This is a genomic window from Agrococcus sp. UYP33, assembly GCF_054060915.1.
Genome location: NZ_JBSSDR010000001.1, coordinates 2,014,352 through 2,026,748 on the forward strand (window position 1 = coordinate 2,014,352; position 12,397 = coordinate 2,026,748).

Annotated in this window: 14 protein-coding genes; 11 read left to right on the forward strand and 3 right to left on the reverse strand. The window is 74.0% G+C overall.

The features are described from left to right. Positions 1–28 precede the first annotated feature (28 nt). Positions 29–1,033: a ketopantoate reductase family protein gene (locus ACVWW9_RS09855; RefSeq protein WP_456515341.1), complete on the reverse strand. Its 1,005-nt coding sequence runs from the start codon at positions 1,031–1,033 to the stop codon at positions 29–31. A gap of 98 nt (positions 1,034–1,131) precedes the next feature. Here ACVWW9_RS09855 and ACVWW9_RS09860 point away from each other — a divergent pair, with 98 nt between their 5' ends. The 10 genes from ACVWW9_RS09860 to ACVWW9_RS09905 all read left to right on the forward strand — a co-directional run bounded on the left by ACVWW9_RS09860 (position 1,132) and on the right by ACVWW9_RS09905 (position 9,460). Further along, the gene (locus ACVWW9_RS09860; protein ID WP_456515342.1) at positions 1,132–1,842 is read left to right on the forward strand and encodes a 4a-hydroxytetrahydrobiopterin dehydratase; all 711 of its coding nucleotides are present in this window, start codon (positions 1,132–1,134) and stop codon (positions 1,840–1,842) included. Between the two features lie 9 nt (positions 1,843–1,851). Beyond that, positions 1,852–2,757 carry a tRNA pseudouridine(55) synthase TruB gene (gene truB / locus ACVWW9_RS09865; protein WP_456515343.1) on the forward strand — a complete coding sequence of 302 codons (906 nt, stop codon included), beginning with the start codon at positions 1,852–1,854 and terminating at the stop codon, positions 2,755–2,757. Beyond that, a complete protein-coding gene (locus ACVWW9_RS09870) occupies positions 2,754–3,125 on the forward strand; it encodes a hypothetical protein (protein ID WP_354255268.1) in 372 nt (123 codons plus the stop codon). Before truB ends, ACVWW9_RS09870 begins: the two co-directional genes overlap by 4 nt. A 113-nt stretch (positions 3,126–3,238) precedes the next feature. Continuing rightward, entirely contained in the window at positions 3,239–3,577 is a 339-nt protein-coding gene (locus ACVWW9_RS09875; protein ID WP_456515420.1) for a hypothetical protein, read from the forward strand. Beyond that, on the forward strand, positions 3,574–4,524 hold the full coding sequence (locus ACVWW9_RS09880) for a bifunctional riboflavin kinase/FAD synthetase (protein ID WP_456515344.1): 951 nt from the start codon (positions 3,574–3,576) through the stop codon (positions 4,522–4,524). Before ACVWW9_RS09875 ends, ACVWW9_RS09880 begins: the two co-directional genes overlap by 4 nt. A gap of 101 nt (positions 4,525–4,625) precedes the next feature. Next, a complete protein-coding gene (gene deoC / locus ACVWW9_RS09885) occupies positions 4,626–5,636 on the forward strand; it encodes a deoxyribose-phosphate aldolase (RefSeq protein WP_123697496.1) in 1,011 nt (336 codons plus the stop codon). Positions 5,637–5,644: 8 nt separating this feature from the next. Beyond that, positions 5,645–7,084 carry an aldehyde dehydrogenase family protein gene (locus tag ACVWW9_RS09890; RefSeq protein WP_456515345.1) on the forward strand — a complete coding sequence of 480 codons (1,440 nt, stop codon included), beginning with the start codon at positions 5,645–5,647 and terminating at the stop codon, positions 7,082–7,084. After that, positions 7,084–7,956, forward strand: coding sequence for an aldehyde dehydrogenase family protein (locus ACVWW9_RS09895; protein ID WP_456515346.1), 873 nt, complete (start codon positions 7,084–7,086; stop codon positions 7,954–7,956). Before ACVWW9_RS09890 ends, ACVWW9_RS09895 begins: the two co-directional genes overlap by 1 nt. Positions 7,957–7,985: 29 nt before the next feature. Continuing rightward, positions 7,986–8,915, forward strand: a complete 930-nt coding sequence (locus ACVWW9_RS09900) for a cation diffusion facilitator family transporter (protein WP_456515347.1) — start codon at positions 7,986–7,988, stop codon at positions 8,913–8,915. A 134-nt stretch (positions 8,916–9,049) separates the two neighbouring features. Then, the gene (locus tag ACVWW9_RS09905; RefSeq protein WP_456515348.1) at positions 9,050–9,460 is read left to right on the forward strand and encodes a hypothetical protein; all 411 of its coding nucleotides are present in this window, start codon (positions 9,050–9,052) and stop codon (positions 9,458–9,460) included. A gap of 376 nt (positions 9,461–9,836) precedes the next feature. On the opposite strand, the gene ACVWW9_RS09910 is transcribed toward ACVWW9_RS09905, so the two are convergent. Together ACVWW9_RS09910 and ACVWW9_RS09915 are read right to left on the reverse strand one after the other, a co-directional pair. Then, the gene (locus ACVWW9_RS09910; protein ID WP_456515349.1) at positions 9,837–10,241 is read right to left on the reverse strand and encodes a hypothetical protein; all 405 of its coding nucleotides are present in this window, start codon (positions 10,239–10,241) and stop codon (positions 9,837–9,839) included. Beyond that, entirely contained in the window at positions 10,241–11,548 is a 1,308-nt protein-coding gene (locus tag ACVWW9_RS09915; RefSeq protein ID WP_456515350.1) for a M20/M25/M40 family metallo-hydrolase, read from the reverse strand. Before ACVWW9_RS09915 ends, ACVWW9_RS09910 begins: the two co-directional genes overlap by 1 nt. Positions 11,549–11,601: 53 nt before the next feature. Here ACVWW9_RS09915 and ACVWW9_RS09920 point away from each other — a divergent pair, with 53 nt between their 5' ends. Continuing rightward, positions 11,602–12,390 carry a N5-glutamine methyltransferase family protein gene (locus ACVWW9_RS09920; RefSeq protein WP_456515351.1) on the forward strand — a complete coding sequence of 263 codons (789 nt, stop codon included), beginning with the start codon at positions 11,602–11,604 and terminating at the stop codon, positions 12,388–12,390. Positions 12,391–12,397 lie beyond the last annotated feature (7 nt).

Consider the following 12,397-nt stretch of genomic DNA (forward strand, 5'->3'; position numbering starts at 1 on the left):
GCTCCAGCGAGAGCAGCCCACGCCGGCGCTACGCCAGTCGCCGCACCACCGACGCGGGCAGGAACCGCCCTGTGCGCTCGACCTCGTGCACGAGCTCGACGAGCGCCGCGTTCACCGGTGCCTCTCGCCCGAGCCGCGCCGCGGCCGCGACGACCGCGCCGTTGATGTGGTCGACCTCCGTCGGCTGCCGCCGCCGGATCGACTGCTGCGTCGACCCGAGGTTCGGCACGTCGCCGAGTCGATCCTTGATGCGGAGCGGCACCTGCTGGGCGATCCGCCGGGGCGCGAAGGCGACGACCCGCACCATGAGCGGCGTCAGCCCCTGCAGCGGCTGGAACCGCACGCCCGAGGCCAGGCCGATCTGCGCCGTCTCCCGCATCGAGGCGAGCATCACGCGGCGCAGCCCCGGGTCGCGGATGACGTCCTGCACCGAGTGGCCGACGATCGCGGGCAGCGCGTTCACCATGTTGATGAGCAGCTTCGTCCACTGCGCGCCCTCGATCGACGGCGTCTCGCTCGTGGGCAGCGCCTCGTCCAGCACCGCCGCGAATCGCGCCCCCTCGGCGCCGCCGACGATGGTGTCGCCGGCCGCGGTGACCGTGATGACACCCGGCTCCATCGAGTTCGCCGCCATCAGCGCGATCCCGCCGGCGACGCGCCCGTGCCCCAGCAGCTCGGCCGCGGCGAGCTCGCCGCCGAGGCCGTTCTGCACGACGAGCAGCGGCACGCCGGCGAGCAGCGCGCGGTTCGCCTCGATCGCGGCCGCGGCGCCGGTCGCCTTGGTGGCGAGGATCGCGAGGTCGGGCGCCTCCTGCAGCACCTCCAGCGCCGCGACGCGGGCGGTGTGCGTGCCGAAGGCACCCTGCAGTCGCAGCCCGTGCTCGCGGACGGCCGCGAGGTGCTCGCCGCGCGCGGTGACGGTCACGCGGTGACCGATGGCATCCAGCCGCGCCGCGATCGTGCCGCCGATCGCCCCGGCACCGATCACCGCGATGCGCTGCCGCGGCTGCCGCCGGCCGTCCTCGATCGCCATGCCGAGCAGGCTATACGCGCCGCGCTGGCCGGATGTCGGCGGCGCGACCTACGCTTCCGCCAGGCCCGCGCGACGGCGTGCGGGGGAGGAGGCACGCCATGACCGACGCACCCCGGCTGACCGCCAAGCGCTTCCACGAGCATCCCGGCGTCGAGGACTGGCGCGTGCTGTTCTGGGGCGCGCACGCCCACTACGCGTGCGACTCGTTCGCGCAGGCGGTCGAGCTCGCGACCGCCATCGGCGAGGTCGCGGCGGCGGTGGGCCACGCGCCCGACGTGGACCTGCGGCCCCGCGGCGTGACGATCCGCACGGCGACGCGGCGAGACGGCGGCCTGAGCGCGGCCGACGCGCGCCTCGCCCAGGGCATCTCCGAGGCGGCCCGGCGGCTCGGGTGCCGGTCCGACCCCTCGACCCTCATGGTCACGGGCATCGCCGTCGCGCAGGACCGCGGCGCCGACGTGCGGCCGTTCTGGGCGGCCGTGATGGGCTACGACCTGCTCGGCGACGAGGATGCGATCGACCCCCAGCGGCGCAACCCGCACATCTGGCTGCACGAGCTCGATCCGCCGAAGCCCGGCCGAGGCCGCACCCACATCGACATCTCGGTGCCCGCCGACCACGCCGAGGCGCGTGTCGCAGCAGCGGTGGCGGCCGGTGGCCGCATCGTGCGGGAGGAGCCCGGGCGCTGGTGGACGATCGCGTCGCCCGAGAACCACGGCGTCGACATCGCCTCGTGGCCTGACGTCGAGGACTTCGACGAGGACCCGGGCGGCGGCCCCGACGAGGATCGTCCGCCCACGAGCGACTAGGGTCGACGGGTGCCAGCAGCCCCCGCAGACCCCGACGGCATCCTGCTCGTCGACAAGCCCCAGGGCATCACCAGCCACACCGCGGTGAGCCGCGCGCGACGGGCGCTCGGCACGCGCAAGGTGGGTCACGCGGGCACGCTCGACCCGATGGCGACCGGCCTGCTGATCCTCGGCGTCGGTCCTTCCACGCGGCTGCTGACGCACATGGTGGGGCTCGACAAGACCTACACGGCGACCATCGCGCTCGGCGCCGCGACCACGACCGACGACGCGGAGGGCGAGGTCACCGCGACGACGGATGCATCCCACCTGTCGGAGTCCGACCTCGTCGCGCCGATGGCGGCGCTCACGGGCGACATCGAGCAGGTGCCGTCGTCGGTGAGCGCCATCAAGGTCGACGGCGAGCGCGCCTACGCCCGCGTGCGGGCGGGGGAGCAGGTCGAGCTCAAGGCGCGACCCGTGACCGTCGCGCGGTTCGAGGTGCTCGCGTTCCGGCCCGGCGCCATCGCCGAGGCCGACGTCGTCGTCGACTGCTCGAGCGGCACCTACATCCGGGCGCTCGCCCGCGACCTCGGCGCGGCGCTCGGCGTCGGCGGCCACCTGTCGGCGCTCCGCCGCACCCGCATCGGCCCGTTCTCGGTCGACGGCGCGCCCGATGCCGACGCGCTGCCCGAGGCCGCGCGCGACCTGCTGCTGCCGCCCGCCGAGGCGGCCGCCCGCATCCTGCCGGTCGCGACGCTCGACGCCGAGCGCGCCGCCGACCTCGCCAACGGCCGCCGCACCGCCGCCCTCGAGGGGGAGTCGGGCATCGTCGCGGCGGTGCACGGCGACCGGCTCGTCGGCATCGCGCGCATCGCGGGCCGCCGACTGCTGCCGGTCACGAACTTCCCGACCGGCACCGGGGGCGCAGCGTGATCAGCTGGCTCATGCTCGCGCAGGCGAGCGCGCTCGGGCTCATCGGCGCGGCCGTCGCGGTGGTCGGCCTCGCGCGCCGCCCGTTCAACGACTGGGTCTTCGCCGGCGCAGCGATCGCGATGCTCACGCTCATCGTCCAGACCGTCGCGTCGATCATCGCGCCGCTCGCGGGCGCCGGCCCCACCGGCGACCTGCTCGAGTACTGGACATACCTCATCACCGCCCTCATGATCCCGCCGGCCGCGGTGCTGTGGGCGCTCGTCGACAAGAAGGGCGAGTGGGCGACGCTCGTCGTGGGTGTCGGCATCCTGGCGGTCGCCGTGATGGTCTACCGGATGCACCAGATCTGGTTCGTGCAGGTCGCCTGACCGCCCGCCGCCCGCGAGCGGCCGACCGCGCGAGGACTAGGATCGGACGAGTGAGCGAGCGGAAGCATGCGGGCATCGGCCGGGTCCTCGTGGCCGTCTACGCGGTGCTGGCGATGGCCGCCACCGGGCGCTCGTTCGTGCAGATCGTGCAGCGCTTCGACGAGGCGCCGCTCGCGTACTCGCTGAGCGCCGTCGCCGCCGTGATCTACCTCGTCGCGACCGTCGCGCTCGCGATGCGGGGCGACGCTTCTCGCACGGTCGCGCTCGCCGCCGTGTGCTTCGAGCTCGTCGGCGTGCTCGTGGTCGGCACGCTCTCGCTCGTCGCCCCCGAGCTCTTCGCGCACGACACCGTCTGGAGCCGCTTCGGGATGGGCTACCTGTTCATCCCCGCGGTGCTGCCGTTCCTGGGCCTCTGGTGGCTGCGCGCGAGCCGCGAGCGGGTGACGGCATGAGCGGCATGGCCTGGATCGACGAGCTCGAGTCCGTCCCCTCCGCCATCACGGTGGGCAAGTTCGACGGCGTGCACATCGGCCACCAGCGCATCATCGAGCAGCTGCGCGCCCTCGCCGAGCCCGCTGAGCCGGGAGCGGAGCGGCTGTCGACCACCGTCGTCACGTTCGACCGCAACCCGCTCGAGGTGGTGCGCCCGGACCGCGCGCCGGTGCCGCTCGTCTCGCTCGCGCACAAGGTCGAGCTGCTCCACGCCGCCGGCGCCGACCGGGTGGTCGTCGTGCCCTTCACCCCCGAGACCGCCGCGCAGCCCGCCCGCGAGTTCGCGGAGCGCGTGCTCTTCGACGGCCTCGGCGCGCGCGTGCTGCTCGTCGGCGACGACTTCCGCTTCGGCGCCCGCGGCGCGGGCGATGCCGCGCTGCTGCGCGAGCTCGCCGAGCCGCGCGGCGCGCGCGTCGAGTCGATCGCCGACATCTGCTTCGCCGACGGCCGCCGCGTCTCGAGCACCTGGATCCGGGAGGCGCTCGCCCTCGGCCGCATCGAAGAGGCGAACGGGATGCTCGGCCGCCGCCACCTGCTGCGCGGCGACGTCGTGCGCGGCTTCCAGCGCGGCCGCTCGCTCGGCTACCCGACGGCGAACCTCGGCGCCCCGGTCGAGGGGTTCATCCCCGCCGACGGCGTCTACGCCGCGCTCGCGCACGTCGACGCCGGGACCTTCGCCGCCGCCGTCTCGATCGGCGACAATCCCACCTTCGACGGCGTCGCCGCGAAGACGGTCGAGGCGTACCTGCTCGACGTCGACCTCGACCTCTACGACCGGCCGATCGCGCTCGAGCTCGTCGACTTCGTGCGCCCGATGCACCGCTTCGAGGGCCTCGACCAGCTCATCGCGCAGATGGGCCGCGACGTCGAGCAGACGCGCGAGCGCATCACCGCCGCGACCCCCTGAGCGTCGCCGGGAGGGCGGGCTCGGCCGGTAGACTGCCCTGCACCCGCAAGCCGCGACACACCTGGCGGAGAACCGCACCGCGGCGGAGCAGGAGGAACAGCGTGACCACACCCAGCGCAGCGCTCGCGCCCGCAGAGCGCGCCGTCCAGCTGCTCGGCAGCGACCTCTCGGAGGTCGCGCTCCGGCAGCACCTCGAGGGCCTCCCGACCGTCGACGCCGTCGGGCTCGAGGCCCGCGCCGCCGGCCTCGGCACGCGCTCGATCAAGACCACCTCGAAGCGGGCGGCGCTCGACCTCGTCATCCGCATGATCGACCTCACGACGCTGCAGGGCGCCGACACCCGCGGCAAGGTGCACTCGCTCGTCGCGAAGGCGCTCGTGCCCGACGCATCCGACCCCTCGACGCCCCGCCCCGCGGCCGTCTGCGTCTACGGCGACATGGTCGGCAACGCGGTCGACGCGCTCGGCTCCGCCTGGAGCGCGGGCAAGGACGACGGCATCAACGTCGCCGCGGTCGCGACGGCCTTCCCGGCCGGCCGCGCGAGCCTGCCCGTGAAGCTGCAGGACACCCGCGACGCGGTCGCCGCCGGCGCCGACGAGATCGACATGGTGATCGACCGCGGTGCCTTCCTCGAGGGCAACTACGGCAAGGTCTTCGACGAGATCGTGCTGACGAAGGAGGCGTGCCGCCGCGACGACGGCACGTACGCGCACCTCAAGGTCATCCTCGAGACCGGCGAGCTCGTCACCTACGACAACGTGCGCCGCGCCTCCTGGCTCTCGATCCTCGCGGGCGGCGACTTCATCAAGACCTCGACCGGCAAGGTGCAGCCCGCCGCGACGCTGCCGGTGACGCTGCTCATGCTGCAGGTCGTGCGCGACTGGGAGCGGCTGACGGGGGAGCGCATCGGCGTCAAGCCCGCCGGCGGCATCTCGACCGCGAAGGACGCCATCAAGTACCTCGTCACGGTCGCCGAGACGTGCGGCGAGACGTGGCTTGACCCGCACCTCTTCCGCTTCGGGGCGTCGAGCCTGCTCAACGACGTGCTGCAGCAGCGCCAGAAGCTCTCCACCGGCCGCTACTCCGGCCCCGACTACGTCACGATCGACTGAGGCACCCCATGGCATTCCTCGACTACGCGCCGGCTCCCGAGTCGACCTCCATCCTCGACCTGCGCGACGACTACCGGCTCTGGATCGGCGGCGAGTGGGTCGACGGCGGCGGCACGCCGTTCGCCTCGATCTCGCCCTCCACCGAGCAGCGGATCGCGATGTTCGCGTCCGCCGACGAGGGCGACGTGGATGCAGCGGTCGCCGCCGCGCGCACCGCCTTCCGCACCGTCTGGGGTCCGATGTCCGGCCGCGACCGCGGCAAGTACCTCTTCCGCATCGCGCGGCTGCTGCAGGAGCGCGCCCGCGAGCTCGCGGTCGCCGAGACGCTCGACAACGGCAAGCCCATCAAGGAGACCCGCGACGCCGACGTGCCGCTCGTCGCCCAGTGGTTCTTCCACTGCGCCGGATGGGCCGACAAGCTCGACCACGTCGGCCTCGGCGCCGCGCCGCAGCCGCACGGCGTGGCCGCGCAGATCATCCCGTGGAACTTCCCGCTGCTCATGCTCGCGTGGAAGGTCGCCCCGGCGCTCGCCGCGGGCAACACGGTGGTGCTGAAGCCCGCCGAGACGACCCCGCTCACGGCGATGCTGTTCGCCGAGATCTGCGAGCAGGCTGGCCTGCCCGCGGGCGTCGTGAACCTGCTCACGGGTGCGGGCGACACGGGCGCCGCGCTCGTGCGGCACCCGGACGTCGACAAGGTCGCGTTCACCGGCTCGACCGTGGTCGGCCGCGAGATCGCGAAGGCCATCGCCGGCACCGACAAGAAGCTCACGCTCGAGCTCGGCGGCAAGGGCGCGAACATCGTCTTCGACGACGCCCCGCTCGACCAGGCGATCGAGGGCATCGTCAACGGCATCTTCTTCAACCAGGGCCAGGTGTGCTGCGCAGGCAGCCGCCTGCTCGTGCAGGAGAACGTGCACGACGCGGTGCTCGAGCGGCTCAAGGAGCGCATGGCGACGCTGCGCCTCGGCGACCCGCTCGACAAGAACACCGATGTCGGCGCCATCAACTCGGCCGAGCAGCTCGAGCGCATCACCCGGCTCGTCGATCGCGGCGAGGCCGAGGGCGGCGAGCGGTGGTCGCCCGCGTGCGAGATCCCCGCGCAGGGCTACTGGTTCCCGCCGACCGTCGTCACCGGCGTCGAGGCGTCGTCGACGATCGCCCGCGAGGAGATCTTCGGCCCGGTGCTGTCGGTGCTGACGTTCCGCACGCCCGACGAGGCGATCGCGAAGGCCAACAACTCGCCGTACGGCCTGTCGGCCGGCATCTGGAGCGACAAGGGCAGCCGCGTGCTCGCCGTCGCCGACAAGCTGCGCGCGGGTGTGGTGTGGACGAACACGTTCAACAAGTTCGACCCGACGAGCCCGTTCGGCGGCTACAAGGAGTCCGGCTACGGCCGCGAGGGCGGCATCCAGGGCATGCAGGCATACCTGAAGGCAGGCAAGTGATGGCGACCACGAAGACGGCGACGCGCCTCGACGTGCCGAAGACCTACAAGCTCTTCATCGGCGGCGCCTTCCCGCGCAGCGAGTCCGGGCGCGTGACCGAGGTGCGCAGCCCCGACGGCGGCTTCGTCGCCAACGTCGCGAAGGCATCCAGGAAGGATGCGCGCGACGCCGTCCGCGCCGCCCGCAAGGCGCAGCCCGGCTGGGAGGGCGCGACCGCGTACAACCGCGGCCAGGTGCTCTACCGGGTCGCCGAGGTGCTCGAGGGCCGCAAGGCGCAGTTCGTCGACGAGCTCGTGCGCAGCGAGGGCCTCAGCGCCGCCCGCGCGCAGCAGCAGGTCGAGGACGCCATCGACCTGTGGGTGTGGCACGCCGGCTGGACCGACAAGATCGCCCAGATCGGAGGCAGCGCCAACCCGGTCGCGGGCCCCTACTTCAACCTGTCGGTGCCCGAGCCGACCGGCGTGGTCGCGATCGTCGCCCCGCAGCAGCAGGGCCTCCTCGGTCTCACGTCGGTCATCGCGCCCGCGCTCGTCACCGGCAACGCCGTCGTGGTCGTGCCCGCCGCGTCCTCGCCGCTCGCGGCGATCTCGCTCGGCGAGGTGCTCGCGACGAGCGACCTGCCCGGCGGCGTCGTCAACGTGCTCACCGGCGACCCGGCCGAGCTCGCGCCGTGGCTCGCGGGTCACGCCGACGTCAACGCGCTCGACCTCACCGGTGCCGGCGGCCTCGACTGGGTCGAGCTCGAGGTGATCGCGGCCGACACGCTCAAGCGCGTCATCCGTCCCGAGCCCGGCCTCGCGCCCGAGACGCCGCAGCGCATCCTCGCGCTCACCGAGACGAAGACGGTCTGGCACACGAAGTCGCGCCTCTAGCGGCGGATCGGCAGCGGAGCGCCGTCGTCATGGGCGGAGGGCACGTGCACGCGGATGCGCACGCCCACGGCGGCGGCGCGGGCACGAACCGCGTCGCGATCGCCTTCGGAATCACGGCGGCGCTCTTCGCGGCGCAGGTGTTGGGCTCGATCGTCACCGGCAGCCTCGCGCTGCTCGTCGACACCGTGCACATGCTGACGGATGTGGCCGGCCTCGGCGTCGCGCTCGGCGCGCAGGCGCTCGTTCGCCGGCCGCCGTCGGGGCGCCGCACGTGGGGCCTCGTGCGCGTCGAGGTGCTCGCGGCGGCCGCGCAGGCCGCGGCGCTGCTCATCGTCGCGCTGGTCGTGGTCGTCGAGGGCGTGCGCCGGCTCGGGGAGCCCACGGAGGTGCCCGGCCCGCTGCTGCTCGCCTTCGGCGTCGTCGGGCTGGTGGGCAACCTCGGCGCGCTCGCCGTGCTGGCCGGCGGCCGCGTCTCGAGCCTCAACCTGCGCGCAGCGTTCCTCGAGGTGCTGAACGACGCGATCGGCTCGGTCGCGGTGATCGCGGCCGGCGCCGCGATCTGGCTGTGGGGCTTCCAGCAGGCCGACCTCATCGCGAGCGCGCTCGTCGCGGCCCTCATCGTGCCGCGGTCGGTCGTGCTGCTGCGCGACACCGGGCGGATCCTGCTCGAGGCGGCGCCGGCGGAGCTCGACCTCGACGACGTGCGCGCGCACCTCGAGCAGCAGCCCCACGTGCTCGCCGTCCACGACCTGCACGCCTCGACGCTCGGCACGGGCTCGCACCAGCTGACCGCGCACGTCGTGGTTGAGGAGGCGTGCTTCCACGACGGGCACGCCCCGCGCATCCTCGACGCGCTGCAGACCTGCGTCGCCGAGCACTTCCCCGTGCCGCTCGAGCACGCGACCTTCCAGCTCGAGCCGCCCGGTCACGCCGACCACGAGCGCCCGACGCACGCCTGACCCGAGTCCGCCGTCGCCGAGTCCCGGTCAGGTGGCGATCTCCGGTACCGATCTGCGGGTGCCCGCCGCCCGCACCCGCAGATCGGTACCGGAAACGTGCTGTCGCGGGTTAGGTTGGCCGCGAGGAGGTGGCGATGGAGCGGATCGCGAACCCGGTGTCGGGGCGCGTCGGGAGCGTGCCGAGGCGCGCGGCTCCTTTGGTCACGCGCGGCATGCTGCTCTGCCGGTACGCGTACGCGTTCCTGGCTCCCGCGCTGTTCCTGGTCTGGTGGCTGCTGCCCCAGGACGGATGGCACCGCATCGCGCTGCTCGGAGCATGGCTGGTCCTCTCGCTGCCCCTCTCGGCGGGCGCGAATGGCTCGTGGTGGTCGGCACCGTGGGATGTGTGGCACACGTGCATGGCGATCGAGAGCGCCGTCATCATCGGGGCGATGGCGTGGAGCTTGCTCTCGGGTGACCCGCTCGTGATCCCCTTCGCGATGACGCTGCTCGTTGGCGCGGTCATCGGCGCCGGAGTCACGCACCTGTGGCGCTCCCGCGCCTGATCGCCACTTTCGCGCTCGCGCCCCTAATCGGTTTGCGGTACCAAATGGTCGCCTGAACACCGCCAAAGCGACCATTCGGTACCGCAAGCGAGTGCGCGCGCCTTCCTCGGCCCGATTTGCGGTACCAAGTGTTCGCCGGAACGCCGCCAGAGCGACCATTCGGTACCGCAAACGGCAGAGAGGCCACTCGGTACCGCAAACGGAGGACGACCACACGAGAGCCGGCCCACCGCCACCGCGACCGACGCACCCGCGCGCCCCGCACAGCATCCCGGCCGATCCGCCCCGTCAGCCAGCCGCTCCGGCTAGCGAAAGACCCGGCCGACCCGGCCGACCCGGCCGACCCACGACCCCCGCGCCCCCACGGAGCCAACCCTCACCCAACCGTCCGCACGAACCCCTCCCACGACACCCGCTCCACCAGCCCCTCCGACGCCCCCACGAGCACCGGGTCGTCGGTCACGAGCACGTCGGCCTGCAGCGTCGCGACGGCGAGCGGCTCGGCGAGCATCACGTCGTCCCAGTCGAGGTGCGTCGCGATCTTCCAGGCGGTCGCGCGCGAGACGCGATCGCCGAGCAGCCGCATCTTGAGCCCGGCGATCCCGTCGAGCACCCCGCGCACCTCGCCCGCGTCGACCTCGCTCGCGCGCACGGCGGCGTAGAGCAGCTGCATCGCCTGCGAGCGCAGCGCCCCCGCCCCGACGAGCTGGTGGTCGCCGACGTCGACGCCCTCCCGGACGATGCGCAGCGCGGTGGGCGCGTCGATGGCGAAGCGGGTCATCAGCAGCTCCTCTCGATCAGGTCGGCGTACCAGCGGCAGCCGTCGAGCCAGGTGTCGATGCGGATGCGCTCGTCGCGCGCGTGCAGCGTCAGGCGTTCCTCGCGCGTCATGGCGAACGGCGTGAAGCGGTAGACGCGGTCGGTGATGCGGTGCGCGTGCCGGCCGTCGGTGCCGCCGAGCATCACGTACGGCACGGTGAGCACGTCGGGTCGCATCCGCGCGACCGCCGCCTCGATGTCGACCCATCCCGGTCCGCTCGCCGGGCTCTCGCGGCTCGGGCCGTGCCCGTGCAGCACCTCGAGCTCGACGAGCGGGTCGGCGATCGCGCGGCGTATGAGCGAGATCGTGTCGTCGACGCTCGAGCCCGTCGCGATGCGCGCGTTCACGACGGCGATCGCCTCCTCGGCGAGCGCGTTCGGCGCCGCGGAGCCCGAGAGCTGCGTCACGACCGCAGTGGTCGAGAGCATCGCGCGCGTCTCGTCGCCGCGGGCGAGGATGCGCTCGACCAGAGGGCGGGAGCGCCGCACCCGCCGCAGCACGGCGCCCTGCGCGCCGCGGGCCTCGGCGCCCAGCAGCTCGAGCATGCGCAGCGACGGCTCGGGCAGCGAGCGGGGGAACGGCGCGCGGTCGAGCCGCCGGATCGCGCGGGCGAGCCGCGAGGTCGCCGCGAGCCGCGGCGGCGTCGACGCGTGCCCGCCGAGCTGCGCGACGCGCATCCGGATGTTCGCGAAGCCCTTCTCGGCCACCCCCACGACCGCGACGTCGCGCTCGACGCCCGCGATCGGCGGCTCGATGACGGCGCCGCCCTCGTCGAGGGCCCACGCCGGCCGCACCCCCGCGGCGTCGAGCGCCGCGATGGCCGACGCCGCGCCGGTGCCCATCGTCTCCTCGTCGTGGCCGAAGACGAGCCACACGTCGCGCGCCGGCCGGAAGCCCTCGGCGAGCAGCGCCTCGATCGCCACGCAGATGCCCACGAGCGAGCCCTTGTCGTCGAGCGTGCCGCGGCCCCACACGTGCGTCGCGTCGCGGTGGCCGCTGTAGGGCGGATGCGTCCACCCCTCCGGCGGCGCCGGCACGACGTCCTGATGCGCCATGAGCAGCGCCGGGCCGGCACCGGGCTCGTCGCCGCGGCCTGGCCAGCGGGCGAGCAGCGTCGCGCCGACGGACTCGACCTCGAGCGCCGTGAACAGCCGCGGGAAGCGGTCGCGGAGCGCCGACTGGAACGCGGGCAGCTGCTCCTCGCGCTCGGTCGGCAGCTGCACGAGCGCGATCAGGTCGTCGATCGCCCGGTCATCGATGCCCACCACGCGAGCAGGCTATCGTCGTCGCCGACCGGGGTTCCGGGGCGGACGGGGGAGCGATGGCGGATGCGCGCGCGACGGATGCCCTGCTCGTGCACGCCCTGCGCGCGAGCGGCAGCGTCTTCGCCGAGGAGGAGCTGGCCGAGCTCTGCCGCGCCGCGACCGATGCCGCGGCGCTCGAGCGGCTCGTCGAGCGCCGGGTGGCGGGGGAGCCGATCGAGCAGATCGTCGGCAGCGCCGCCTTCGCCGAGCTGCGCGTCGTGGTGCGGCCGGGCGTCTTCGTGCCGCGACGCCGCACCGTGCTGCTCGCAACCATCGTCGCCGACGCCCTCCGCGCGCTGCCGCCGGGCGCTCGCCTCCTCGACCTCGGCTGCGGCTCCGGCGCGATCGCGGCGCTCGCGATGCACCGCGTGCCGGGGATCGAGGTGGTCGCGATCGACGCCGACCCGGTCGCGGTGGCGTGCGCTCGCGAGAACCTGCCGACCGCCCTCGTGCTGCGGGCCGACTCACCGGACGTGCTCGACGCATCCGCCGCCTTCGACGTCATCGCCGCGAACCTGCCCTACGTGCCGACGCGCGAGCTCGCCCACATGCCGCACGACGCCCGCGACCACGAGCCGCTGCTCGCGCTCGACGGCGGCGCCGACGGGCTCGCGCCGCTCCGCGCCCTCGCCCCGGCGATCGCCGCGCGGCTCGCGCCGGGCGGCACCGTCGCGATCGAGCTCGCTCCCGAGCAGGTCGACGTCGCGACCGGCATCCTGCAGCGCGCCGGGCTCGGCGGCGTCGAGCAGCGCGACGACGAGGAGCTCGGCGCGACCGTGCTCGTGGCGGTGCGCGCCGCGCGTTAGCGTTGTG